Origin of the sequence: Kribbella sp. NBC_01505 (assembly GCF_045040285.1) — a bacterium.
GTDB lineage: Bacteria > Actinomycetota > Actinomycetes > Propionibacteriales > Kribbellaceae > Kribbella.
Map to the genome: position 1 here is coordinate 3413237 of NZ_CP109425.1, position 22848 is coordinate 3436084.

The 22848-nt window shown below is 68.5% G+C and carries 24 protein-coding genes; 15 read left to right on the forward strand and 9 right to left on the reverse strand.

The window, feature by feature from the left end; all coding sequences use genetic code 11:
* Positions 1-33: 33 nt before the first annotated feature.
* From OG474_RS16080 to OG474_RS16115, 8 genes are all read left to right on the forward strand, one after another.
* Positions 34-2310: a hypothetical protein gene (locus OG474_RS16080; RefSeq protein WP_405063100.1), complete on the forward strand. Its 2277-nt coding sequence runs from the start codon at positions 34-36 to the stop codon at positions 2308-2310.
* Positions 2303-3949, forward strand: coding sequence for a murein biosynthesis integral membrane protein MurJ (murJ, locus tag OG474_RS16085; protein ID WP_405063101.1), 1647 nt, complete (start codon positions 2303-2305; stop codon positions 3947-3949). The genes OG474_RS16080 and murJ overlap by 8 nt, the downstream gene beginning before the upstream one ends.
* 93 nt (positions 3950-4042) lie before the next feature.
* A complete protein-coding gene (locus OG474_RS16090) occupies positions 4043-5701 on the forward strand; it encodes a protein kinase family protein (protein ID WP_405063102.1) in 1659 nt (552 codons plus the stop codon).
* Positions 5698-6420, forward strand: a complete 723-nt coding sequence (sigM, locus tag OG474_RS16095) for an RNA polymerase sigma factor SigM (RefSeq protein ID WP_405063103.1) — start codon at positions 5698-5700, stop codon at positions 6418-6420. The genes OG474_RS16090 and sigM overlap by 4 nt, the downstream gene beginning before the upstream one ends.
* A gap of 142 nt (positions 6421-6562) precedes the next feature.
* The gene (locus OG474_RS16100) at positions 6563-7327 is read left to right on the forward strand and encodes an anti-sigma factor family protein (protein ID WP_405063104.1); all 765 of its coding nucleotides are present in this window, start codon (positions 6563-6565) and stop codon (positions 7325-7327) included.
* Positions 7328-7444: 117 nt separating this feature from the next.
* Positions 7445-8431: a thioredoxin-disulfide reductase gene (trxB, locus tag OG474_RS16105; RefSeq protein WP_405063105.1), complete on the forward strand. Its 987-nt coding sequence runs from the start codon at positions 7445-7447 to the stop codon at positions 8429-8431.
* A 41-nt stretch (positions 8432-8472) separates the two neighbouring features.
* On the forward strand, positions 8473-8802 hold the full coding sequence (gene trxA, locus OG474_RS16110) for a thioredoxin (protein ID WP_132165553.1): 330 nt from the start codon (positions 8473-8475) through the stop codon (positions 8800-8802).
* 45 nt (positions 8803-8847) lie between these two features.
* The gene (locus OG474_RS16115) at positions 8848-9987 is read left to right on the forward strand and encodes an N-acetylmuramoyl-L-alanine amidase (RefSeq protein ID WP_405063106.1); all 1140 of its coding nucleotides are present in this window, start codon (positions 8848-8850) and stop codon (positions 9985-9987) included.
* On the opposite strand, the gene OG474_RS16120 is transcribed toward OG474_RS16115, so the two are convergent.
* Positions 9972-11207 (reverse strand): FAD-dependent monooxygenase, encoded by a 1236-nt coding sequence (locus OG474_RS16120; protein WP_405064583.1) that lies wholly within the window; start codon positions 11205-11207, stop codon positions 9972-9974. The genes OG474_RS16115 and OG474_RS16120 overlap by 16 nt on opposite strands.
* A gap of 48 nt (positions 11208-11255) precedes the next feature.
* Here OG474_RS16120 and OG474_RS16125 point away from each other — a divergent pair, with 48 nt between their 5' ends.
* Both OG474_RS16125 and OG474_RS16130 read left to right on the forward strand, forming a co-directional pair.
* Positions 11256-12203, forward strand: a complete 948-nt coding sequence (locus tag OG474_RS16125; RefSeq protein ID WP_405063107.1) for a DUF6528 family protein — start codon at positions 11256-11258, stop codon at positions 12201-12203.
* A 23-nt stretch (positions 12204-12226) separates the two neighbouring features.
* A complete protein-coding gene (locus OG474_RS16130) occupies positions 12227-12553 on the forward strand; it encodes a PadR family transcriptional regulator (protein ID WP_405063108.1) in 327 nt (108 codons plus the stop codon).
* On the opposite strand, the gene OG474_RS16135 is transcribed toward OG474_RS16130, so the two are convergent.
* From OG474_RS16135 to OG474_RS16150, 4 genes are all read right to left on the reverse strand, one after another.
* Positions 12533-13177 carry a permease prefix domain 1-containing protein gene (locus tag OG474_RS16135; protein ID WP_405063109.1) on the reverse strand — a complete coding sequence of 215 codons (645 nt, stop codon included), beginning with the start codon at positions 13175-13177 and terminating at the stop codon, positions 12533-12535. The two genes, OG474_RS16130 and OG474_RS16135, sit on opposite strands and share 21 nt — an antisense overlap.
* Positions 13178-13207: 30 nt before the next feature.
* Complete coding sequence (locus tag OG474_RS16140) at positions 13208-13600, reverse strand: DUF2784 domain-containing protein (RefSeq protein WP_405063110.1); 393 nt, start codon at positions 13598-13600, stop codon at positions 13208-13210.
* A gap of 1 nt (position 13601) precedes the next feature.
* A complete protein-coding gene (locus OG474_RS16145) occupies positions 13602-14183 on the reverse strand; it encodes a GNAT family N-acetyltransferase (RefSeq protein WP_405063111.1) in 582 nt (193 codons plus the stop codon).
* 121 nt (positions 14184-14304) lie between these two features.
* Entirely contained in the window at positions 14305-14493 is a 189-nt protein-coding gene (locus OG474_RS16150; protein WP_132165573.1) for a hypothetical protein, read from the reverse strand.
* Between the two features lie 136 nt (positions 14494-14629).
* Between OG474_RS16150 and OG474_RS16155 the strand changes: the two genes are divergently transcribed.
* The 5 genes from OG474_RS16155 (at position 14630) to OG474_RS16175 (ending at position 19046) form a co-directional block, all read left to right on the forward strand.
* The gene (locus OG474_RS16155; RefSeq protein WP_405063112.1) at positions 14630-15940 is read left to right on the forward strand and encodes a PLP-dependent aminotransferase family protein; all 1311 of its coding nucleotides are present in this window, start codon (positions 14630-14632) and stop codon (positions 15938-15940) included.
* Positions 15941-16085: 145 nt separating this feature from the next.
* Positions 16086-17033: a D-alanine--D-alanine ligase gene (locus OG474_RS16160; protein ID WP_405063113.1), complete on the forward strand. Its 948-nt coding sequence runs from the start codon at positions 16086-16088 to the stop codon at positions 17031-17033.
* Between the two features lies 1 nt (position 17034).
* Entirely contained in the window at positions 17035-17850 is an 816-nt protein-coding gene (locus OG474_RS16165; protein ID WP_405063114.1) for an SURF1 family protein, read from the forward strand.
* Positions 17847-18191: a DUF3817 domain-containing protein gene (locus tag OG474_RS16170; protein ID WP_405063115.1), complete on the forward strand. Its 345-nt coding sequence runs from the start codon at positions 17847-17849 to the stop codon at positions 18189-18191. Before OG474_RS16165 ends, OG474_RS16170 begins: the two co-directional genes overlap by 4 nt.
* Positions 18192-18233: 42 nt before the next feature.
* Positions 18234-19046 carry a class I SAM-dependent methyltransferase gene (locus OG474_RS16175; protein WP_405063116.1) on the forward strand — a complete coding sequence of 271 codons (813 nt, stop codon included), beginning with the start codon at positions 18234-18236 and terminating at the stop codon, positions 19044-19046.
* Between the two features lie 185 nt (positions 19047-19231).
* Here the strand turns inward: OG474_RS16175 and OG474_RS16180 are convergent, their stop codons facing one another.
* The 4 genes from OG474_RS16180 to OG474_RS16195 all read right to left on the reverse strand — a co-directional run bounded on the left by OG474_RS16180 (position 19232) and on the right by OG474_RS16195 (position 22848).
* On the reverse strand, positions 19232-20185 hold the full coding sequence (locus OG474_RS16180; RefSeq protein ID WP_405063117.1) for a ParB/RepB/Spo0J family partition protein: 954 nt from the start codon (positions 20183-20185) through the stop codon (positions 19232-19234).
* Positions 20182-21129 (reverse strand): AAA family ATPase, encoded by a 948-nt coding sequence (locus OG474_RS16185; protein WP_405063118.1) that lies wholly within the window; start codon positions 21127-21129, stop codon positions 20182-20184. Before OG474_RS16185 ends, OG474_RS16180 begins: the two co-directional genes overlap by 4 nt.
* A 509-nt stretch (positions 21130-21638) precedes the next feature.
* Positions 21639-22328, reverse strand: a complete 690-nt coding sequence (gene rsmG, locus OG474_RS16190) for a 16S rRNA (guanine(527)-N(7))-methyltransferase RsmG (protein ID WP_405063119.1) — start codon at positions 22326-22328, stop codon at positions 21639-21641.
* 10 nt (positions 22329-22338) lie between these two features.
* Complete coding sequence (locus OG474_RS16195) at positions 22339-22848, reverse strand: protein jag (RefSeq protein ID WP_405063120.1); 510 nt, start codon at positions 22846-22848, stop codon at positions 22339-22341.

A 22848-nucleotide genomic window follows, 5' to 3' on the forward strand; every position in this document is an offset into this window, starting at 1 on the left:
TGGTGACACGGGGAACTAGGTTACGGTGACGGCGTGTTCAGACGGCGACTGAGGCTCTCCGCGGCAGTGTCCGCGAGCCTGCTGATCGTTGCCCCGGCAGCGATTTCGGCGACTCCGGCGGCAGCCGTGGACGACGATCCGACCGTCGAGGTCACGATCGACTCGTTCGGTCCGGTCGCGCCCAGGCCCGGTCAGACGGTGACCATCAAGGGCACCGTCAAGAACACCAGTACGACGACCTTCGGGAACCCGCAGGCGATCACCTGTATCGACCGGGACCGGCTGACCACCGCCGCCCAGGTCGCCGCGGTCCCGAACGAGCAGAACATCCCGATGAACGACCGGAACAGCTGCTCCGGAATCGACACTCCGGATACGCCGACGTTCCAGGTGCTCGGTGAGAAGCTCGCCCCGAACGCCAAGGTCGCGTTCACGCTGACGGTGCCGTGGGAGGAATGGCGGATCAGCCGTGACACCGGCGTCTACACCGTCGGCGTCACCTTCCGCGGCGACCCGCAGGAGAGTTCCCGGGTCACCGCCGGTCGCGCCCGCACCTTGATGCCGGTGATCGGCACCCAACCGCTGCCGAGCAAGGTGAACACCGCACTGGTGATCCCGCTGCGGCACCGCCCGACGTTCCTCGGCGGGAACCTGTTCGCGGACGACTCGCTGGCGCTGGCCATGGGCAAGGGCGGATCGCTGCGCCGCTTGCTCGATCTCGGCAAGCAGCGCCGGGTGACCTGGCTGATCGACCCGGCCGTGGTCGAAGCGGCACGCACGATGACCGCGGCCGCGGGCTACCGCATCGGCAGCGGCAAGAACGCCGTGGCCGGTACCAACGGCAAGGTCGCGCGGGCCTGGCTCGACGACTTCGCGGCCAGCCAGACGGCAGGCAATCAGGTCATCGCCCTGCCGTTCGGCGACCCGGACGTGGCCTCCCTGGTCGACGCCGGCGGCTCGCTCAAGGAACTCGTCCGGCAGGCGCGGATGACCAGCGAGCAGTTCCCGCTCGGACCGATCCGGACCAACGGCCTCTGGCTGGAGAACAGCGCCGCGGCCAGCCGCTACCTCGCCTTCGCGTCGAGCGGTTTCGCCGGCGCCCGGGAATCCGACGACCTGACCCTGGTGAACAGCGGGGCCTGGTCCGCCGACGCAGCTGCGAAGGCGCTCACTCCGGGGACCGCCTTCTACCAAGTACTCACTCCGGAAGGCCCGAACAAGCAGGCCCGGACAGTCGTCGCGAACTCCGCTCTGACGGCCGGTGGGCCCGACCTGGGCTCGAACGACGATCCCGTCCAGGTCCGGCAGCGGTTCATCGCCGAGACCGCACTACTGGCCGCGTCGGGGAAGGGCCCGGCGGCCACGGTGGTCGCCTTACCGCCGCGAGGGTGGGACGCCGACGGTCGCTCGACTGCTGTGCTGGCCGACGCGCTGACCCAGCCGTGGCTCGAGCAGGTGACCGTCGACCAGGTCGTGAAGGCGACGCCGAAGCCGCGGGCGATCAGCGCGCCGAACCCTCCGAAGGCGGAGGGTTCGCTCGGCGCCGCCCAGGTCACCGCGGTCAAGCAGCTCGAGAGGTCGATCAGGACCTACCAGGCGCTACTGGCCGACCCCGGCGACGTCACGCCGGACATGCGGCAGGGGTTGCTGCAGTCGACCTCGCTCGGCTGGGTTGGGTTCCCGAGCGAGGCCGGGCGGTATCTCGCCGTCGAGCAGGCTTCGGTCTCCACGCAGCTCGGCGAGGTACACCTGGTCAACTCAAGTCTTGACCAGGGCAAGGGGATCAAGGTCAACCTTGCCGGCAGCAAAGGCACCTTCCCCTTGACGGTGGCCAACGACCTGGACCATTCGATCCGGGTCGGTGTCGTCGTGCGGTCGGTGAACCGGACCGACCTGCGGGTGGGAACGGTCGACACCGTCGTCGTGCGAGCCGGCCAGAAGTGGACTCCCCGGATCAACGCCAGCGCCGAGCAGAACGGTGTCATCCAGGCCACGGCGCAGGTGGTCACCGTGAACGGCGAGCCGGTCGGCAAGGCGCAGCCGATGGTGATCCAGGCCAGTCAGTACGGCAGCGTCGGCTGGATCCTGGTCGGCGCCGCCTGTGCCTTGCTCTTCGGTACGTCGTTCGTCCGGATCTACCGGCGGATCCGCCGTGAGCGACGCAACCCGCCGACCGACGACGCGGCCGCCGAGGCCACCGCCGACGTCGAAACGGCTCCAGAACCAGACCCGCTGCACCCGGCTCCCCTGCCGGCCGCCCCCGGTACTTCCACTTCGTTGAAAGAAGGAGTCGGCTCGAAGGATGGCTGACCGCACCCTGCGCTCCGCGGCGGTGATGGCAGCTGGGACCGTGCTGTCCCGCCTGCTCGGATTCGTCCGGATCGCCCTGCTCGCGGCCGCCATCGGCACCGCGCTCCGCGGCGACATCTTCACCGCTGCCAACACGATCCCGAACAGTCTGTACATCCTGCTGGCCGGTGGGGTGTTCAACACCGTGCTGGTGCCGCAGCTGGTCCGGGCGATCAAGAACCACGACGACGGCGGTCAGGACTTCACCAACCGGATCCTGACCTTCGGCTTCGTCGTGCTGGCCGTGGTCACCACGGCCTGCGTGGTGCTGGCACCGGCGATCGCCGAGCTGTACATGCCGAAGGAGCTGCACAACCCGTCCCGGACGGCCGAGAAGGCCGCGCTGATCATGTTCGTCCGGCTCTGCCTGCCGCAGATCTTCTTCTACGGCGCGTTCGTCCTGGTCGGCCAGGTGCTGAACGCCCGGCGCCGCTTCGGCCCGATGATGTGGGCGCCGATCGCGAACAACATCGTCGCCTGTACGTCGATCGTGATCTTCCTGTTCGTCTACCGCGCCGGCGACACTCCGCCGACCTACAGCCACGGCGAGGAGCTCCTCCTCGGTCTCGGGCACACGATCGGTATCGCGGTTCAGCTGCTGGTGCTGCTGCCTTATCTGAAGGCGAGCGGCCACACCTACCGGCCGAAGTTCGGGCTGCGCGGGACCGGGCTGAGCAAGACCGCCAAGCTGGGCATCTGGACCGTGCTGTTCGTCGCGGTGAACCAGGTGACCCTGGTCGTCGTCACCCAGCTCGCCCTCGCCGGTAGTGCGGCGGAGGACCCAGGCGCGAAGGCAGGCCTGTTCGCCTACCAGACCGCGATGCTGATCATCCTCGTTCCGCACGGCATCATCACGGTCTCGCTGGCGACCGCTGCGCTACCGCAGATGTCCGCGTTGGCGGCCGACGGTGACATGGCCGAGGTGGCCCAGCTGTCGGCCCGATCGATCCGGCAGACGCTGGCGATCGTCGTACCGGCCGCGGCCGCGATGGTGGCGTTCGCCTATCCGATCGTGACGGTGATCGCGGGCTACGGGTCAGGTAAGAACAACCTGACGCTGATGTCCTACACCTTGATGGCGCTCGCGCTCGGACTCGTGCCGTACACGGTGCAGTACTTCCAGCTGCGCACGTTCTACGCCTTCGAGGACACGCGGACGCCGTTCTTCCTGCAGTGCGTCATCGCGGCGGTCAACATCACCGCGGCCGTGGTCGGGGTCCGGGTGCTGCTGGATGAGGAGCACCTGCGCTTCAGCGGCGTGATGCTCGGCGGCGCCTACGCGCTCGCGTTCCTGGTCGCCGTGCTGATCTCCAGGCCGGTACTGCGGCGCCGGGTGCCACGCGTACCCGGAGCGGGGATCGGTCTCCCGTTGCTGGCGATGGTCATCGCCGCCGTGGTCGGAGCGGGCGCTGGGCGGCTCGCGCTCTGGGCGGTCGACCTGGCTGTGGAGTTCTCCGGCCCGCTCGGTGCGATCCTTCAGCTCGCGATCGCCGGCATCGTGATGCTGCCGGTGTACGCGGGGGTAGCCCGGGTACTAAGGATTCACGAGGTCAACGACGTGGTGTCGATGGTCACATCGAAGCTGCCTGGCCGCCGCTGATCGGAACGCTTGTGCACTCGTGCACCGGCGTTCGATCACGATGCCACTACGATGGTGGCTGCCGACGACCGCATCAGGAGGGCGAGAGACACCGTGTCGAACCAGACCGTCAGTCCGGGTGCACTGCTCGCCGGACGGTACCGGATCGCCGAGCTACTCGCGGAGATCGACGGTGCCCGGGTGTGGCGGGCAGTGGACGAGGTGCTCAGCCGAGCGGTCGTCGTGGATGTCCTGCCCGTCGGCGACCCACGGACGAACCTGCTCTTCGACGCCGCGCGGCGCGCTGCCGCCGCGGCCGACCCGCGCTTCCTGCGGGTTCTCGACTGCGACATGTTCGAAGGCGTCACGTACTGCGTGCGTGAGTGGGCAGGCGGCCGTCCGCTGGAGCGGATGCTCGCCACCGGGCCGTTGACCGGTCAGCAGGCCGGCTGGCTGGCCCGCGAGGTCTCCGAGGCCCTGGAGAATCTGCACCGCACCGGTCACGCGCACGGCTCGATCAGCCCGACCACGGTCGTCGTCACCGACGCCGGTGCGATCAAGGTCGTCGGCCTGGCGACCGAGGCCGCGCTGCGGTCGACCGGTCCGGGCACGGCCGAACAAGACGTTTATGCGCTCGGTGAGCTGCTCTATGCCTCGCTGACCGGCCGCTGGCCCGGCGCGGCTCCGGCCTGGGGTCTGCAGCCGGCCCCGCTGGAACACGGTCGGCTGATGAGCCCGCGCCAGGTGCGAGCCGGCGTACCGCGCTCGTTGGACGACATCTGCGACCGGCTACTCGCCGACCCGCCGCGGCACCACACGCCGCCGATCACCAGCGCGGCCGGCCTGTCCGCGGCGCTGTCCGGAGTGGTCGGCAGCTCGCACGAGCCGCCGAGCCAGATGGACGAGACCGTCCAGGTCGCCCGGGCGAACGGCAGCATCGACGACGCCACCCAGGTCGTTCCGCAGGCTCCGCCGCCCGCTCTCGATCCGACCCCACCGGCGTACCAGACCTCCAACGGTCACGCGGAGACCGCGGCGTACGCGCCCGCCGAGCCGCGCCCGAGCCGTCGCCAGACCCCGCCGCCGTCGAACGGGAACGGCAGCCGCCGCCGCACCGACGAGCCGAAGGCGAAGGGCTCGTGGGGCGGCCGGATCCTGATCCTGCTCGCGGTCCTGGCGCTGCTGTCGGTCGTCGCGATGGCGCAGTTCCTGCTCAAGGGCGCGATGAACAACGACCAGACCGACGACCCGGGGGCCACCAACAAGCCCTCCGCGTCGACCACACCGAAGCCCTCGGGCACCGGCGCGGTCGCCAAGATCGTCAAGGCCAACGACTTCGACCCGGAGCCCGCCGGTAACGGCGAGGAGCACCCGGAGGACGTGCCGAAGACCTACGACGGCAAGACGAGCACGGTCTGGGAGACCCAGTCGTACAACAGCAAGCCGAACTTCGGTGGTCAGAAGCCCGGTGTCGGCATCATCTACGACCTCGGTGTGCCGACCCCGGTCTCGAAGGTCGTCGTCACGCTCGTGGGTGACGGCACCAGCCTGGAGCTGCGGGTCCCGAAGGGTGACGACAAGACGACGTCACCGGCGGCGGTGAACGGCTGGGAGCCGATCGCCACCGAGGCGGACCAGCCCGAGGGCGCGGTGACGCTGACCCCGTCGGAGCCGACCGAGACGCGGTACGTGATGGTCTGGCTGACCAAGATCCCGAAGGAAAGCGGTAGCAAGTACCGCGGCACGATCGCGGAGGTCTCGATCCAGAAATGACGGCTCATCTGGATTCGGGGACCAATCCACCGGCTCAGCTCCCCCGGATCGGCGCCACCCAACCCGTGTCACAGCCGGTTACGCAGCTCGGCCACGCCGGTGGGTACGACCAGCTGGACGACCACGAGCTGCTCCGGCTGCACGTGGCCGGGAACCCGGACACGTTCGGATTCCTGGTCAAGCGGCACCGGGACCGGATGTGGGCGGTCGCGATCCGCACCCTCGGCGAGCCCGAGGAGGCGGCCGACGCGCTGCAGGAGGCGTTCATCTCGGCGTTCCGCCGGGCCGATTCCTTCCGCGGCGACGCCAAGGTGACCACCTGGTTGCACCGGATCGTAGTGAACGCCTGCCTGGACCGGATCCGCCGTCGGCAGGTCCGCCAGGCCGACCCGCTGCCGGAGGACGAGGACCGTGCGGCCGAGCTGGCCGGGCCGATCGAGGAGGACGCGGCCGAGGTGCGCGAGCGTCGGCTCGACGTCCTGAACGCGCTCAAGCAGATCAACCCCGATCAGCGCAGCGCGCTCGTCCTGGTCGACATGGAGGGCTACTCGATCGAGGAGGCGGCCGCGATCCTCGGCTGCGCGCCGGGGACGGTGAAGTCGCGGTGTGCCCGCGGCCGGGCCCGGCTGCTGCCCTTGCTCCGGCAGTGGCAGACCACCCGCGGCGGCGACTCCGACCTACCGGAGAAAGCCGCTTCCGAAGTGGTGGGAACCGAATGAGCCGCCGGCCCGTCGTAGCGGAGTCGCCTGGGGTACGCCCCGACTCTGGCGGCCCGATTGCCGACGTCTTCGACCGGAGTACTCCACCGATGACCACCACGCGCGCCTCTCGGGGCACGTCCCGTCTGGGGGCGAGTTCACGATGACCGATTCCGGTCTGCCGACCAGCGAACACCTCGACCACCTCGAGACCGACACCATCGCCGACCTCCTCGAGAACCTGCTGCCCGCGCCCGAGGCGCACAGCGCTCGTGAGCATGTGAAAGCGTGCCCGGACTGTCAGCTCACCTATGACGCCTTGCTCCAGCTCTCCGAGGATCTCGCCGAGGAGGGCCGGACGGACATCCCGATGCCGGCCGACGTCGCCGAGCACCTCGACGCCGTGATCAGTGCGGAGGCGGTGATGCGTGCCTCCACGGTCGGCGTGCACTCGCTCGTACAGATCCGCGAGGAGCCGCGGCGGCACATCCCCAAGCTGCTGGGCGCGGCCGCGGCGGTCGTCCTGATCGCAGCCGCCGGAGCCGGCGTCGTACTGGCGACGAAGGACAGCGTCGGCGAGAGCGCCGCGAACACGAACCCGACTGCGATCGTGCCGACCGGCGTGGAGTCGCTGAGTACGGCGCAGCTCGCCTCACGGGTGCAGACCTGGCTCGAGCACAGCACTGCACCGCTGCTGAACGGGAGCGATGCCGAGCTCAGCTGCGCCAAGACCTTCGCGGCCACCCGGCCGAATCCGCAGCTTCGGCTCGTGCAGCCGGCCAAGGTCGACGGCACCCGCGCGACCGTGATCGGCCTGCAGAGTGGTTCGCCGCGTGACATCGAGGTCTACGTGCTGACCGGCTGTGACAGTGGCGGCAGCACCGGTACGTCGATCTACGACACGACGGTGACACTCCGCAACCGCTGATCGCTTCCGGTGGGCCAAGGGGGCGTGGGCGTCCCGTAATCGGTACCGTGGGAATGGTCGGCCTCAAGGATCCGTTGAGTACGACGTACCCGTCTCAACGATTCGAGGAACGCCTGCATGAGCGAGTCCGTGGTTCGTAACGTCATCATCGTCGGCTCCGGCCCGGCCGGTTACACGGCTGCCGTGTACGCCGCGCGTGCGCAGCTGGAGCCGCTGGTCTTCGAGGGCTCGGTGACCGCCGGCGGTGCGCTGATGAACACCACCGAGGTGGAGAACTTTCCCGGTTTCGCGCAGGGGATCATGGGCCCGGCCCTGATGGACGAGATGCGCACCCAGGCGGAGCGCTTCGGCGCGGAGCTGGTCGCCGACGACATCGTGGCGATGGACCTGACCGGTGAGATCAAGTCGGTCACCGACTCGGCCGGCACCGTGCACCAGGCGCGGTCGGTCATCCTGGCGATGGGTTCGGGCTACCGCAAGCTCGGCGTCGAGCACGAGGACCGGATGTCGGGCCATGGTGTGTCGTGGTGTGCGACCTGTGACGGGTTCTTCTTCCGTCAGCAGGAGATCGCGGTCGTCGGTGGCGGTGACTCCGCGATCGAGGAGGCGACGTTCCTGACCCGGTTCGCGTCGAAGGTGACGCTGGTGCACCGTCGTGGTGAGCTGCGCGCCTCGAAGATCATGGCCGAGCGCGCGTTCGCGAACGACAAGATCGACTTCGCGTGGAACTCCGAGGTCGCCGAGATCCAGGGCGACGAGAAGCTGAGCGGCGTCGTACTGCGTGACACCGGGACCGGTGAGACGCGCGAGCTGCCGGTCACGGGTCTGTTCATCGCGATCGGTCACGACCCGCGCTCGGAGCTGATCCACGGCCAGATTCGGCTGGACGAGGAGGGGTACGTGCTGACGCGTGAGGGCAGCACGGAGACCAACCAGCCGGGTGTGTTCGCGGCCGGTGACCTGGTCGACCACACCTACCGGCAGGCGATCACCGCGGCCGGCAGCGGCTGTGCCGCGGCCCTGGACGCCGAGCGCTTCCTGGCCAGCCTCGAATTCGAGCACACGGTGGCGGCTGCCGCGGCCACCGAGTCCGTCCCTGTCTGAACTTTCCTCCGACCTCACCATCACCTGAAGGAGATACGCCCGTGGGCGAGAAGATGAACGCCGTCACCGACGCCGAGTTCGACGCGACGGTTCTGAAGAGCGACAAGCCGGTCCTGGTCGACTTCTGGGCCGAGTGGTGCGGCCCGTGCCGCCAGGTCTCGCCGATCCTGGAGGAGCTGAACGCCGACCACGGCGACAAGCTGACCTTCCTCAAGATGAACGTCGACGAGAACCCGGTCACCCCGAGCAACTACCGCGTCACCGGTATCCCTACGATCAACGTCTACGTGAACGGCGAGCTCGCGAAGTCGATCGTCGGCGCCAAGCCGAAGGCCGCGCTGCTGAAGGAGCTCGCCGACTTCACGGCGTGATCCACTAGGTAGGACACCGTCCGCCACGGCGAGGAGAAGTTGCATATGGCTGAGTCGTTTTCGTCGGCACCGCACGGCGTGTTCCGGATCGGCGACAGCGGTGAGGCAGTGGCCGAGATCATCGGCAAGCTTCAGCGACTGGGGCTGCTGACCGGCGGTCATGACGTCTACGACGAAGCGACCGCTCACGCTGTCCGAGGCTTCCAGCAGCAACGCGGGCTGATGATCGACGGGATCGTCGGCCCGCAGACCTACCGTGCGATCGACGACGCCCGTTGGCGGCTGGGTGACCGGCTGCTGACGTACGTCGTCTCGCACCCGCTGACCGGGGACGACGTCCAGGCCCTGCAGGCCAAACTGCAGGAGCTCGGGTTCGCCGTTGCCCGGATCGACGGCATCTTCGGACCGGACACCCAGCGCGCGGTGACCGAGTTCCAGCGCAACATGGGCCTGCCCGGCGACGGGACCTGTGGCCCGTCCACGTTCAAGGCACTCCAGCGGATCAAGCCGATGGCCACCGGCGGCCGTCCGGACGCCCTGCGCGCCTCGGAGGCCGTCCGCGCCGCCGGCCCGCGGCTGTCCGGCAAGACCGTGGTGATCGACGCGGGCCACGGCGGCTTCGACTACGGCTGGGAAGGCTTCGGACTGCGCGAGTCCGACATCGCCTACGACCTCGCCTCCCGGATCGAGGGTCGCCTCGGCGCAACCGGCGTACGGGCGTATCTGTCCCGCGGCCGCGACCAGGGCCCCGACGAGCTGGCCCGCGCCGCCTTCGCGAACGAGACCGACGCGAACCTCTGCGTCTCCCTCCACACCGACGGCTCCGCGAACCCCGACGCCCAAGGCGTCGCCACCTACTTCTACGGCAACGACCTGCACGGCGCTTCGTCCAGCGTCGGCGAGCAGTTCGCCGGCCTGGTCCAGCGCGAGATCGTCGCCCGCACCGACCTCCTGAACTGCCGCACCCACGCCAAGACCTGGGACCTGCTGCGCCGCACCAAGATGCCCGCGGTCCGCCTGGAGATCGGCTACGTCACCAACCCCCACGACTCAGCCCGCCTCGCCGACGCAGCCTTCCGCGACGTCATCGCCGAAGCCATCGTCGTAGCCATCCAGCGCGTCTACCTCCCCCCGGAGCAAGACGCCGCCACCGGCATGCTCCGCTTCGGTCAACTCACCGTCTGATAGCTCGGTAGCTCGATTGCTCGGGATGCGTCGTGGATGGGTTGGGTGACCTTGGCTACGAGGGTGTCTTTCAGGGGGAGTTTGGGGAGGACGCGGAGCATCATGGCGCCCATCCAGCTTTGGAGGGGGCTCTTGGAGATCATTCGGCCGAGGTTGTCGCGGCCTAGTTTGAGGTTGCGGGCTACGTAGGGGCGCATCAGTTGCTCGTACGCCGGGAAGGCTGTTGCCGGTGTGGAGCGGGAGAGCTCGCCGGCGAGGACGTAGGCGCCTACCAGGGCGAGGCTGGTGCCTTGGCCGGAGGCGAAGGACGGGCAGTAGGCGGCGTCGCCGACGAGGCTGACGCGGTCGACGGAGTAGCGGTCGAGCTGGACCTGGCTGACCGTGTCGAAGTAGAAGTCGTCGGAGGTGGCGGCCGCCTCGAGGAGTCGGTCGGTTTCCCAGCCGGCGCCGCGGAAGGTCGTGTTGAGGATCCTCAGTTGCTGCTCGGTGTCCTGGCGCTCGTAGGGCTGGTCTGCGCTGAAGAGGAAGAGCACCTTGGCGTCGGTGTCGCGGGCGGTGCTGTAGAGGTTCACCGTGCGGCCAGGCACGGAGTAGATCAGCTCCCAGCGGTCGAGCTCGAGGTGGTTGGGCACGGTCGCGATCGACACCAGGTGGCCGAGGTCGTGGACGCCATCACCGGCGACCGCGAGGCGCCGTACGGTCGAGTGCAGCCCGTCGGCTCCGATCACGACGTCGTACGACTGCGCGTCGGCATGCTCGAAGGTGACCTCGCCGGTGACCGCATTCAGCCCGGTGACCGTGTCGCCGAAGCGGTAGTCCACGTTCGCGCGGGTTTCGTCGTACAGGATCTGGCTGAGGTCGCCGCGCATCACCTCGAGGTCGGCTTCGCCGCGGCCCATGAAGAGATCGGCGCGTACGTCGACCAGGCGGCGGCCGGTGCTGTTGACGAAGGACATGAAGCGCATGTCGGTGCCGAGGCCCTCCAGGCGGTCCTTGAGGCCCATCTGCGCGACGACGTCCAGGGCAGCGCCGCGGATGTCGACCTTGTAGCCGCCTGGCAGGAGCGCGGGGGCGCGCTCGACGACGGTCACTTCGAAACCGTACCGATGCAGCCACCAGGCCAGCGCCGGCCCGGCGATGCTCGCACCGACGATCAGGACGCTCTTCATGCCTCGATTGAACGCCGACACACCTGTCGTCGGTCTGACATGGTGAGCCAGTCACGACACAACTACTGTGAGCGGTGACATTCTGACCTGGGGGTTGCCATGCTCCGCCTGCTCGGCAGTATCTGTGTCCTCGCCGCGTTCCTCACCTCGGCGCCACCTGCTCAGGCCGCTGAGGCCGGCCGCTTGGTCGCGGTCACCGACCAGGCCTACGACTCTCCGTCCGCGGCCCGGATCCGGCTCATGGATCCCGCCGTGGCGGTCTGGGACACGGCGGCCGCGCAGAAATGGACGTGGTCGCCGACCAGCGCCAACGGCTTCTCCGGGCTGACCGGTGCCTGGGGCCTCCCGTCCGACGTGAAGCTGCGGATGAAGGCCGACGCCTATGTGGCCGTGGTGACGGATTCGCGTGGCCTGGCCGCGCTGATCGGTTACCCGAGCGGCCAGCGGTTGTGGGCGGTCAACGTCGGTTCGGCCAACAACCCGCACAGCATCGAGCTACTGCCGGACGGCAATGTGGCCGTTGCCGCCAGCACCGGTGGCTTCGTCCGCGTCTACACGGCATCCCAGGGTTCCTCCTCCGGGGCCTATGTCACCTACCCACTGCCTGACGCGCACGGCGTCCAGTGGGACCCGACGCGGCAGGTGCTGTGGGTGCTCGGCGGGTCCAAGCTGGCGGCGCTGAAGATCACCGGTACGGCGGCCGCACCGAAACTGACAGAGGTCGCCTCGGTCCCCGGGCTGACCGGCGGCGGTCACGACCTCACGCCGGTCCTGGAGGACCACGACCTGCTCTGGGTGTCGACGGGCTCGAAGGTCTACCAGGTCCGGAAGTCCACCGCGACGATCGTGACGACGCTGAACGAGGCCGGGATCAAGAGCATCAGCAGCATGCCGAACGCCCAGGAGGTTCGCACCACCCCGAAGAGCGGCTGCCGGACCGACTGGTGCACCGACACGGTCAACTTCGCCGTACCGGGGACGGCGACCCGGAAGATCACCGGCGCCGAGATCTACAAAGCGCGGGTGTGGAGTTCCAGGTATGAGTAGACTGCCTACATGATAGGCACAGCATGAAGGCGGATGTTCTGCGTGGGCACCTGGACCCGATGATCCTGGCGGTCGTCGAGCACGACCCGCTGCACGGGTACGCGATCATGGAGGCGTTGCTCGAGCGGAGCGGCGGCGCGCTCGACCTGCCGACCGGCACGCTGTATCCGGCGCTGCGCCGGCTGGAGCGGGCCGGCTACCTGGCCAGCGAGTGGCAGACGGTCGGCGGCCGGAAGCGGCGGACGTACCAGCTGACCTCGGCCGGCCAGAAGATGCTTGCCTCAGGCAAGGAAGAGTGGCTGAGCTTCCGGACCGTGGTGGAAGGCGTCCTACGCCCGAACGAGGCGTAGCCCGCGGCGCGCCTGCAGACCGACCAGGAACAGCGGTACGACGACGAAGGCGCTGACCGGGATGACGTCGAGGCGCCCGGACGCGAGGCTCCATTCCAGCGTCATGGACATACCCCCGAGGCTCACCACCACCGCGCTGACGATTGCGAACACCGCGATCATCCGCGCACCGTGCTGCCGCACCAACGCGAAGCGCTGCCCGAGACTCGTGGCCAGTAGGGCGATCACAGCGCCGGCGATCGTGAAGGCGCCGACCCATCGGATCAGGTGCTCGAGGATGACGCTCAGCGCGCTCGGCCCCCCGAGGTCCTGGTTCCAGCTCCAGACACCGGGCTGCCAGATCAAAGGCTGCAGGATCAGCACGCCGAAGAGCAGCGCCGCCGTGATCCGGCTCTGCGCGACCGCGAGCTCCTCCCGGTACGCCGGGACCACGTCGGACAGGTCACCGAAGTCGGCCACCGCCGCCCGCTCGGCCGCCGTACGGTCGAGTCCGTCCGCCTCTAAAGCCTCGGTGGCATCGGTCAGGTGATCGCGGGCCTCGGCCAGCAGATCCGCCTTCTTCCGGCGCGGACCGGGCAGAGCCTTGGTCAGACCCACCAGGTAGTCATCGACAGACGTGGACACGCTCATCATTGTCCCTCAGCAGAGGGTTGTTCACGTCGGGGATTTCACTGAGGCGACCCTCGATCGTCTGCGGCTTCGGCTTCGGAGGACGAAGAAGCCGACGTACGAGATGACGATGAGCGCGAAACCGACCTTCTCGGCGACCGGTGTCGCGCCCTCGGGCCAGATCGTGCCGTCGAGGTAGTGGTTGATGTAGCCGCCGGCGTAGACGTCCTCTCCACCGCGGCGCAGGAAGTACTTCTCGGCGCCGGTCAGCGGGCAGTCGTAGTCGATCACGACGATCGCCAGGCTCCAGACCGCGACGGCCAGATGCGCCCAGACCACCTTCGGCCAGCGCCAGGCCAGGAAGCCGCCGAGGACGAAGAACAGCAGGAAGGCGGCGTGCAGGATCAGCATGACGTCCGCCAGGAGGCGCCACGCCATCTCAGTGCGTCCGGGCCGGTGGGGTGGATTCCCGGACCGTCACAGGCGGCGTCTGCTCCGGCCGGATCGCGCCCATCAGCCGCTCGACCGCTGCCTCCATCTCGCTGCGCCAGGTGATCGCCGAGCGGAGATCGAGCCGGAGTCGCGGGTGCCGCGGGTGCTCGCGGACGACGCCGAACCCGACCGCGCGCAGGAAGTCCGTCGGCCAGACGCACCCCGGACCGTCCCACCGGGAGTCGCCGAACGCTTCGAGCGCCCGGAAGCCGCGTTTGAGCACGTCCTTCGCGACCGCCTGGACGAGCACCTTGCCGAGGCCCATCCCGAGATATCGCGGCAGGATGCGACCGGTCGCCAGTACGACGGCGTCCGGGCTGACCGGCGCGGTCGGGAACGCCTGGATCCGCGGCAGGTAGACCGCCGGGGCGTAGACCGCGTACCCGGCCAGCTCGTCGTCGACGAACAGCACCACTCCGGCCGGGCCCCAGTCGAGCAGGAGCTGAGACAGCCACGCTTCCTTCTCCAGCGCGGTGTCACCGTTGCGGCCGGCCTGCCGGGCAGCCACCGGGTCGAGCTCCCAGAACACGCAGTCACGGCATGGAGCTGGTATCTCGCCGAGCGTGGCGAGTGTCAGCGGTTCCACCCGGCGGGTCACTAGGACTCCGGATAACGGACTGTTAGCTCGGTCACTTGACGTACCTGTCGACTTATCGAGTCGCCGGAGCCGGAGCTGGGGCCGGTGGCCGCACGTCCGGGGTCTCGGCCGCCCGGGGTGCGACGTACCGTTGCTGCACCTTCGCGGCTGGTTGCCGCCGGAAGAGCTCACCCGCGAATCCGGCCAGCACCCCCAGCAACAGTCCGCCGGCTGCGACGCCGACCGTCTTGCCCACGCTCATACCCGTCCGCCTTCCGCCGTACTGCCCCTATAAGGCATGGTAGTGAGAGGTCGCGCCGTTCCACAGCCCAGGCGCGTTCGGGCTATCGGGGTTAGCCTGGTGACCTTCCCCTCGTAGACCTTTGTGGAGTGGCTCCGTGAGCGCTGACGTGCCCGATGTCCGGCAGACCCGTCTCGACAGCTACGTCGACCGGTACGCAGCACGGACCAAGGGCATGACCGCATCGGAGATCCGCGCACTGTTCTCGGTCGCCAGCCGGCCCGAGGTGGTCTCACTGGCCGGTGGGATGCCGAACATCGCCGGCCTGCCGCTCGACGTGGTCGGCAGCGCGGTCCGCGATCTGGTGATCGACAACGGCGCGGTAGCGATGCAGTACGGCTCCGGCCAGGGTGATCCCGGCCTGCGGGACCAGATCTGCGACGTGATGCGGCTCGAAGGGATCGAGGCGCACCCGGACGACGTCTGCGTGACGGTCGGCAGCCAGCAGGCGGTCGACCTGGTGACGCGGGTGTTCTGCGATCCGGGTGACGTGGTGATCTGCGAAGCGCCGTCGTACGTCGGTGCCCTCGGTGTCTTCCGCGCGTACCAGTGCGAGGTCGTGCACGTGGCGATGGACGACAACGGCGTGGTGCCGGAGGCGCTGGAGCAGGCGATCGCGACGGTCCGCGCGGCCGGGAAGAAGATCAAGTTCTTCTACACGATCCCGAACTTCCACAACCCGGCCGGAGTCTCGCTGTCCAACGAGCGGCGGGCCCGGGTGCTGGAGATCTGCCAGCGGGCCAACCTGCTGATCCTCGAGGACAACCCGTACGGCCTGCTCGGCTTCGACGGTGAGCCGCAGCGCGCGCTGCGCGCCGAGGACCGCGAGGGTGTCATCTACCTCGGCTCGTTCTCGAAGACCTTCGCTCCGGGCTTCCGGGTCGGGTGGGTGGTCGCACCGCATGCGGTGCGGGAGAAGCTCGTGCTGGCTCAGGAATCGGCCACCCTGTGTCCGCCCGTGTTCAGTCAGCTGGCCATCTCGTCGTACTTGACCAGGCACGACTGGCTCGGCCAGGTGAAGCAGTTCCGCGAGATGTATCGCGAACGCCGGGACGCAATGTTGGCGGCACTGACCGAGAAGATGCCTGCGGCAACGACTTGGACGAAGCCGGGTGGTGGCTTCTACGTGTGGCTGACGCTGCCGGAGGGTCTGGACGCGAAGGCGATGCTGCCGCGCGCGGTCACGGCACGGGTCGCCTACGTGCCCGGTACGGCGTTCTTCTCGGACGGCTTCGGTTCGCAGTGCATGCGCCTGTCCTACTGTCACCCGACGCCGGAGCGGATCACCGAGGGCGTGTCGCGGCTGGCCGCGGTGATCAACGAAGAGCTGGAGCTGCGGCAGACCTTCGGGCCGTTGCAGCCGGGAGCGAGCCACGGCTACGAGGCGCCGGGGCCTGAGCTCAGCTAGTCCCTCTCTGGTGGCCCTTCTGGGCAAAGGTTGCGCTATGGATCTCCAGGCGGCGGGAGATCGTTGATTCGCTAGCGGTACCGTCTCAGTGGGCCTCGGGACCGGCGCCCGCCGGAGTCGCCTTCGAGTGATCGGGAAATGTGTGATGAGTGATCTGGGTCGAGTGCTGGTACTGGCCGGCGGACTGTCGCATGAGCGGGACGTCTCGCTGCGATCTGGCCGCCGCGTCGCCGAAGCCCTGCGCAGCGTAGGGGTCGAGGTGGAGCAGCGGGATGTCGACGCGAGCCTGGTCGACCGCCTTCGCGAAGACACTCCCGACGCGATCTTCCCGGTCCTGCACGGCGTGACCGGTGAGGACGGCGCGTTGCGTCAGGTCCTCGACCTGTACGGCGTTCCCTACGTCGGCGCTGATGCGGCCGCCTGTCGGACTGCCTTCGACAAGCCGGTCGCGGCGACGATGGTCGGCAAGGCCGGACTGCACACGCCGGAGTCGGTTGTGCTTGGCCACGACACCTTCCGGGAGCTAGGCGCTGCCGCGTTGATGGAGGCGGTCGTCCACCAGATCGGTCTGCCGCTCGTGGTGAAGCCGGCCCGCGGTGGTTCGGCGCTCGGTGCGTCGATCGTGCGCTCGGCCGACGAGCTGCCGTCCGCGATGGTGAACTGCTACGCCTACGGGCCGGTCGCGCTGATCGAGCGGTACATCGACGGCATCGAGGTCGCCGTCACGGTGGTCGACATCGGTGATGGTCCGCGGGCTCTGCCTGCGGTCGAGATCGTGCCGGACTCGGGCTTCTACGACTACGAGGCGCGGTACACCGCGGGCGCCACGGAGTTCGTCGTACCGGCTCGGCTTCCTGCTGAGGTCGCGGGAGCTTGTGCTGCGGCGGCGGTCACAGCCCATGTCGTGTTGGGACTGCGGGACCTGTCGCGGTCCGACCTCGTGGTCGACGCGGACGGGGTGCCGTGGTTCCTGGAGGTCAACGTAGCGCCGGGCATGACGGAGACGTCGCTGGTCCCGCTCGCCGCCGAGGCTGCTGGGATCGAGCTCGGCGTGCTGTGCCGCGACCTGCTGGCTGCGGCCGCGGCTCGTTGAGATGACTCCGGAACGACCGCTCTGGCGGACGGCGCTTTCGCCGCGTTGGTCTGCTTTGCTGCTGCTCGCGCTGGCGATCGCGGCGGTGATGTCCGTGCTCGGTGTGTGGCAGCTCGACGTGTATCGGTCGAAGACCGCCGAGGCCACGGCCAAGCAGGCGCTGGCCGCCCCGGTCGTTCTGCAGGAGCTGTTCTCCGTCGACGAGGGTCTGCCCGCGAAGGCCGTCGGGCGGCGCGTCACGGTCGCCGGGACCTGGGGTCCGGCAGCCGACCAGGTCTTCATCGCCGACCGGCTGAACGGCTCGCAGGCCGGCTTCTGGGTGGTCAGTCCGGTGAAGCTCGACACCGGTGCGGTGATGGTCGTGCGCGGTTGGGTCGCTTCGGTGACCGACCCCGCCGCGGTCGCTCCGAGTGGGCCGGTGCAGTTGGCCGGGTCCGTCGTGTCGTCCGAGGCAGCTGACGCATCGGGCGATGCTGCCAAGGGACGGGTGCTCTCCTCGCTTCGGATCCCGACCCTCGTCCACATGGTCGACTACCGCCTGTACGACGCCTTCGTCGTACAGACCGCGTTGGAGTCGGGGACTGTTCCCCAGCCGGCGCCGACTGCGGTCACACCGCCTGCGCCACCGACGGATCACGCCGGTCTGCGCAACGTGGCGTATGCCTTCCAGTGGTGGATCTTCGCCGCTTTCACGTTGTGGATGTGGGCCCGGATGGTGCTCGACGCCCACCGCGGTGCGGACGAGGACGACGACGATGATTCCGAGCGGGACCAGGCGGTTGAGCCGGTTGGGGCGAGCGGTACCGTTTCAGCGTGACTTCACCAGCAGACGCCACCGCCAGCTCGCAGCTCACCCCCGCCGTCCGCGGCGCACTGACCCGCTACCGGGTGATCGCCTACATCGTCGGCGTGATGCTGCTCCTGCTGCTCTTCGTCGCGATGCCCCTCAAGTACCTGGGCGACACCCCGGGCGCGATGAATGTCATCGGTCCCCTGCACGGCTTCCTGTTCGTGGTCTACCTGCTCGCGACCTTCGACCTGTTTCGTCGGGTCCGCTGGTCACTCCCCCGGCTGGTCCTGATGGCCGTCGCCGGCACCATTCCGTTCCTGTCGTTCTACGCCGAGCGCAAGACCACGCACGAGCTCCTCGGCCGCTAAAACCGTTGGGCGGGGCGAGCCTCCGCCTCTACGGTCGGTGGCGTGAACACTCCCGCCGAACTGCACGACATCACAGCGGCCAACCGCGTCAGCTGGAACTCCATTCACGCCGACCGCCCCGGCCAGCCTGCTGAATTCTTCGCGGGCGGAGGCTCTGCACTCAGCGCCTCAGAAGTGGCGGCCGTGGGCGAGGTCGCCGGTCGCCGGATTCTCCAGCTCGCCTGCTCCTGTGGTGACGAGGCATTGTCGTGGGCGAACCTCGGCGCCTCGGTCACCGGCGTCGACATCTCTGAGGTCGCGATCGACCTGGCTCGCGCGAAGTCGGCCGAGGCCGGTATCGAGGTCGACTTCCGTCGGGCCGACATGTTCGACCTGCCGGCCGACCTCACGGACCTTGATCTGATCTACCTCAGCTGGGGTGCGATCTGCTGGGTTCCCGACCTCACTGCCTGGGCCACGATGGTTGCCGAACGGCTTCGCCCCGGTGGCTCGGTCCTGCTGGCCGATCATCATCCAATCTGGGAAGTTCTTGCCGTGACCGGGTCCAACGCCCTGACGGTCACCGCCGACTACTTCGGCCGGACGACACCGCGCGCCGGCATCGACAACGCCAAGCTTCCGGTCGGAGCCCGCGACACCGCGGCGCCGCCGACCTTCACTGCCTTCATCTGGCCGCCGTCGGACATCATCACCGCACTCCTGGCGGCTGGCCTTCGGCTCACCCATTTCTCCGAGGCACCGATCACCGACATGTACGACGGTCTGGGTGCGGCCGCCGACCGTCTTCCGGCCATCTATCTCGTCCGCGCGACCCGCGATGTTTCACGTGGAACGGCGCCGCGTGTCATCAAGTAGTTTTGTCGACATATCTACTGCTGTTGGTGAGGCCGATATTCCTCTGGGAGCGTGATTCTGAGAGCCGTCCGGGAGAGCAGAAAGAAAAGTACGCCGCCCGGCCGCACCGGAGAATCCGGCTCTCAGAGGAATTCCAAGGTGCGGGGACGACGTACTGGATGACTTGCCGGCTGACCGGCGTGGAGCTAGTCGGTCTGCTTGTTCGGGTCCATCAGCCCGACGATCCGCTCGAGGTCATCGATCGACGCGAACTCGACGGTGATCTTGCCCTTGGTCTTGCCGAGGTCGACCTTGACCCGAGTCTCGAAGCGATCCGACAGCCGGTCGGCCAGATCCACGAGCCGCGGCGCGACCGGCTTGTTCCGGCGGCGGGCCGGGGTCGGGTCGTCAGCGTCCATGTCGCCGAGGGCAACGATCTCCTCGACCGTGCGCACCGAGAGTCCCTCGGCCACGATCCGCTGGGCGAGGCGCTCGATGGCGTCGCCGCTCGGCAGTCCGAGCAGCGCCCGCGCGTGACCGGCGGACAGTACGCCCGCGGCGACTCGGCGCTGAACTCCGGCCGGCAGCTTCAGCAGCCGCAGCGTGTTGGAGATCTGCGGGCGCGACCGCCCGATGCGATTGGCGAGGACCTCTTGGGTGCAGCCGAAGTCGTCGAGCATCTGCTGGTACGCCGCCGCCTCTTCCAGCGGGTTCAGCTGGCTGCGGTGCAGGTTCTCCAGGAGTGCGTCGCGGAGCATCACGTCGTCCGACGTGTCCCGGATGATGGCCGGGATCGTGGCCAGCCCGGCGGCCTGGGTGGCGCGCCAGCGGCGCTCTCCCATCACCAGCTCGAACTTGTCGTCCTCGAGCCGGCGCACCACGATGGGCTGCAGGAGCCCGATCTCCTTGACCGAATGGACGAGCTCCTCCATCGCGTCCTCATCGAAGACGGAGCGCGGCTGCTTCGGGTTCGGGGTGATCTTCCCGACCTCGATCTCCGCGAACTCGGCGCCCGGTACGGCGGCCAGCTCGGGCCCGGGCTTCGCCATCGGCGGTGCACCGGGGATCGAGTGGGACTTGCTGCCGAGCATCTGCGGCGTACCGGGGGTGGGATTGCTCGGGATCAGCGCTCCCAGGCCACGGCCGAGGCGGGTGTTCATCGGGCTTCCTCCAGGTTGTTCCGCATGGCGATCTCACGCGAAGCCTCGAGGTACGACAGGGCGCCGGCGGAGGCCGGGTCGTAGGCCAGCACGGTCTGACCGTGGCTCGGGGCCTCAGAGATCCGGACCGAGCGCGGGACGGCGGTCCGCAGCACCGCGTCGCGGAAGTGACCGCGAACCTCGGCTGCGACCTCGCCGGCCAGCTTGGTGCGGGCGTCGTACATGGTGAGCAGGATGGTGGAGACGTCGAGCCCAGGGTTCAGGTGCGACTTCACCATGTCGATGTGGCGCAGGAGCTGCGAGAGGCCCTCCAGCGCGTAGTACTCGCTCTGGATCGGAACCAGCACCTCGCGGGCTGCGGTCAGCGCGTTCACCGTCAGCAGACCCAGTGAGGGCGGGCAGTCGATGAAGACGTAGTCGTACTTCTCGCCGGCCTCCTCGGTCTCTGCGAGGTGCGCGTCCAGGACGCGCTTCAGCCGGCTCTCACGCGCGACGATGCTGACGAGCTCGATCTCGGCGCCGGCCAGGTCGATGGTCGCGGGGATCACCTGGATCCCCGGGTGCTTGGCACACGGCTGGAGCAGCTTGCTCAGCGGCTCGTTCTCGATGATCGCCTCGTAGACCCCGGGGGTGCCCTCGGAGTGGTCGATCCCGAGGGCCGTCGAGGCGTTGCCCTGCGGGTCCAGGTCGATCACCAGGATCCGGGCGCCGTACAGCGCCAGGCCGGCGGCGACGTTCACCGTCGTGGTGGTCTTGCCGACGCCGCCCTTCTGGTTGGCGACGACGAAGACCCGGGTCTCGGCGGGCAGCGGGAACTCGCGGCCCATTGTGCGTCCTTCATTCACCAGCAGGGTCCGTTCGGTGGCGGCGGCGATCGGAGTCTCGAGAAGTCGTCGCTGAAGCTCGTCCGACGTGGCCCGCGCGGCGATCTGTGCGGCAGTCATAGCGCCCATTCCAATTGGTGCGGGACTCGGCCCGAAGAGGATGTCAGTGGGGGTTGGTGCAGGTCTGCCCACAGCTCCGTCCACAGGCCTCTGTGGATGAATCCCCGCGTGAGAGGGCAGTTTCGTACGGTCGTCATCCACAGGCGGTGGAGACTCGGAAAGGTCCGCGTCGGCGTCGACCAGGGACGCCGTTTCACGTGAAACACCATCATCTCCCGAACCCTCCGTTTCACGTGAAACGGCGTCGGGTGTCGACGGCGGAGTGAGATCAAGACCACTGGCCGCGGCGGCGCGGAGGGCCGCTCCATCAGCAGGCGGGTGAAACTCGGGGGCTTGAGCGGGCTCGGCCTCGACGACCGTCGTTGGTGAGTCGCTTCCCGGTTCGACCTCAGCGACAGCCACAGTTGCGTCACCCGACGAGGACTCCGTCGGCCAACCGATGCCCTGTGACTTGCTCGGCTCTCCGGTGCTCTTCTCGGGCCACCCGAGGGCACGACTCACCAACCCACTCACCTCCCAGACCGTTTACCTGATGGAGATTGGCCGCGGCGGGATCCCCCTGCAGCACGTCCGGCCACAATACTCACGACAGTCGTCGGCTGGGCCAGTTCATCCGTGCCGAGTTGATGAATGTGCCAGAGCTCGGCACCCAGCGCCGAAAGCTCGCGCTCGGAGGCCTCCAGCTCCTCCTCAGCGGACGATCCCTTCATCGCCAGCATCAGACCCCCCTCGGCACACAACGGCAGGCACCATCCCGCCAGTTTGCCCAACGGCGCAACCGCCCGCGAAGTCACTACGTCGTACGACGCTCGTGGCAGATCCTCGGCCCTGGCACGGACGACTGTGGCGTTGTCGAGCCCTAGAGCTTCGACTGCCTCGTCCAGGAAGGTCGTCCGGCGCAGCAGCGGCTCGACCAGCGCGATCTCCAGATCGGGACGGACGATGGCGAGCACAATGCCCGGCAGGCCGGCTCCGGTGCCAACATCGGCGACCGAGGCATTCTCCGGGATCAGGCGCTCGACCACCGCACAGTTCAGTAGGTGCCGGTCCCACAGTCGCGGAACCTCACGCGGTCCGATCAGACCGCGCAGGGTGCCTTCGGTGGCCAGCAGTTCGGCATAGGCCGTAAGCGGCGCCGCCGCCCGTGGATAAAGCTTCTCCACGAGCGGCGGCGTTTCACGTGAAACGGAATCTGTCATGCGCGCACGATCACGCGGGCTGCACGACGACGCGGCGCCGGGGCTCCTCGCCCTCGGACTCGCTGGTCAGTCCCGCAGCGGCGACGACGTCGTGGACGACCTTGCGCTCGAACGGCGTCATCGGGTCGAGCTTGACCGAGGCGCCCGAGGACTTGACCTCGTCGACCGCCTTGCGACCGACCTCTTCGAGCTCGGCCTTCCGGTTCGCCCGGAAGTTCGAGACATCCAACATCAGCCGCGACCGCTCACCGGTCTCCCGGTAGACGGCCAGCCGGGTCAGCTCCTGGAGCGCCTCCAGGACCTTGCCGTTCTCACCGACCAGGTTCTTCAGGTCGGCGCCGACGATCGACACCGCGGCCCGATCGCCGTCGATGTCCATATCGATGTCGCCGTCCAGGTCGGCGATGTCGAGCAGTTCCTCGAGGTAGTCGGCGGCGATGTCGCTCTCCGCCTCCAGGGCCTTCAGTCGATCCGCAGCGGTCGGCTTCGCCGACTCGGTGTTCTCCAGGCCGTCGCTCAC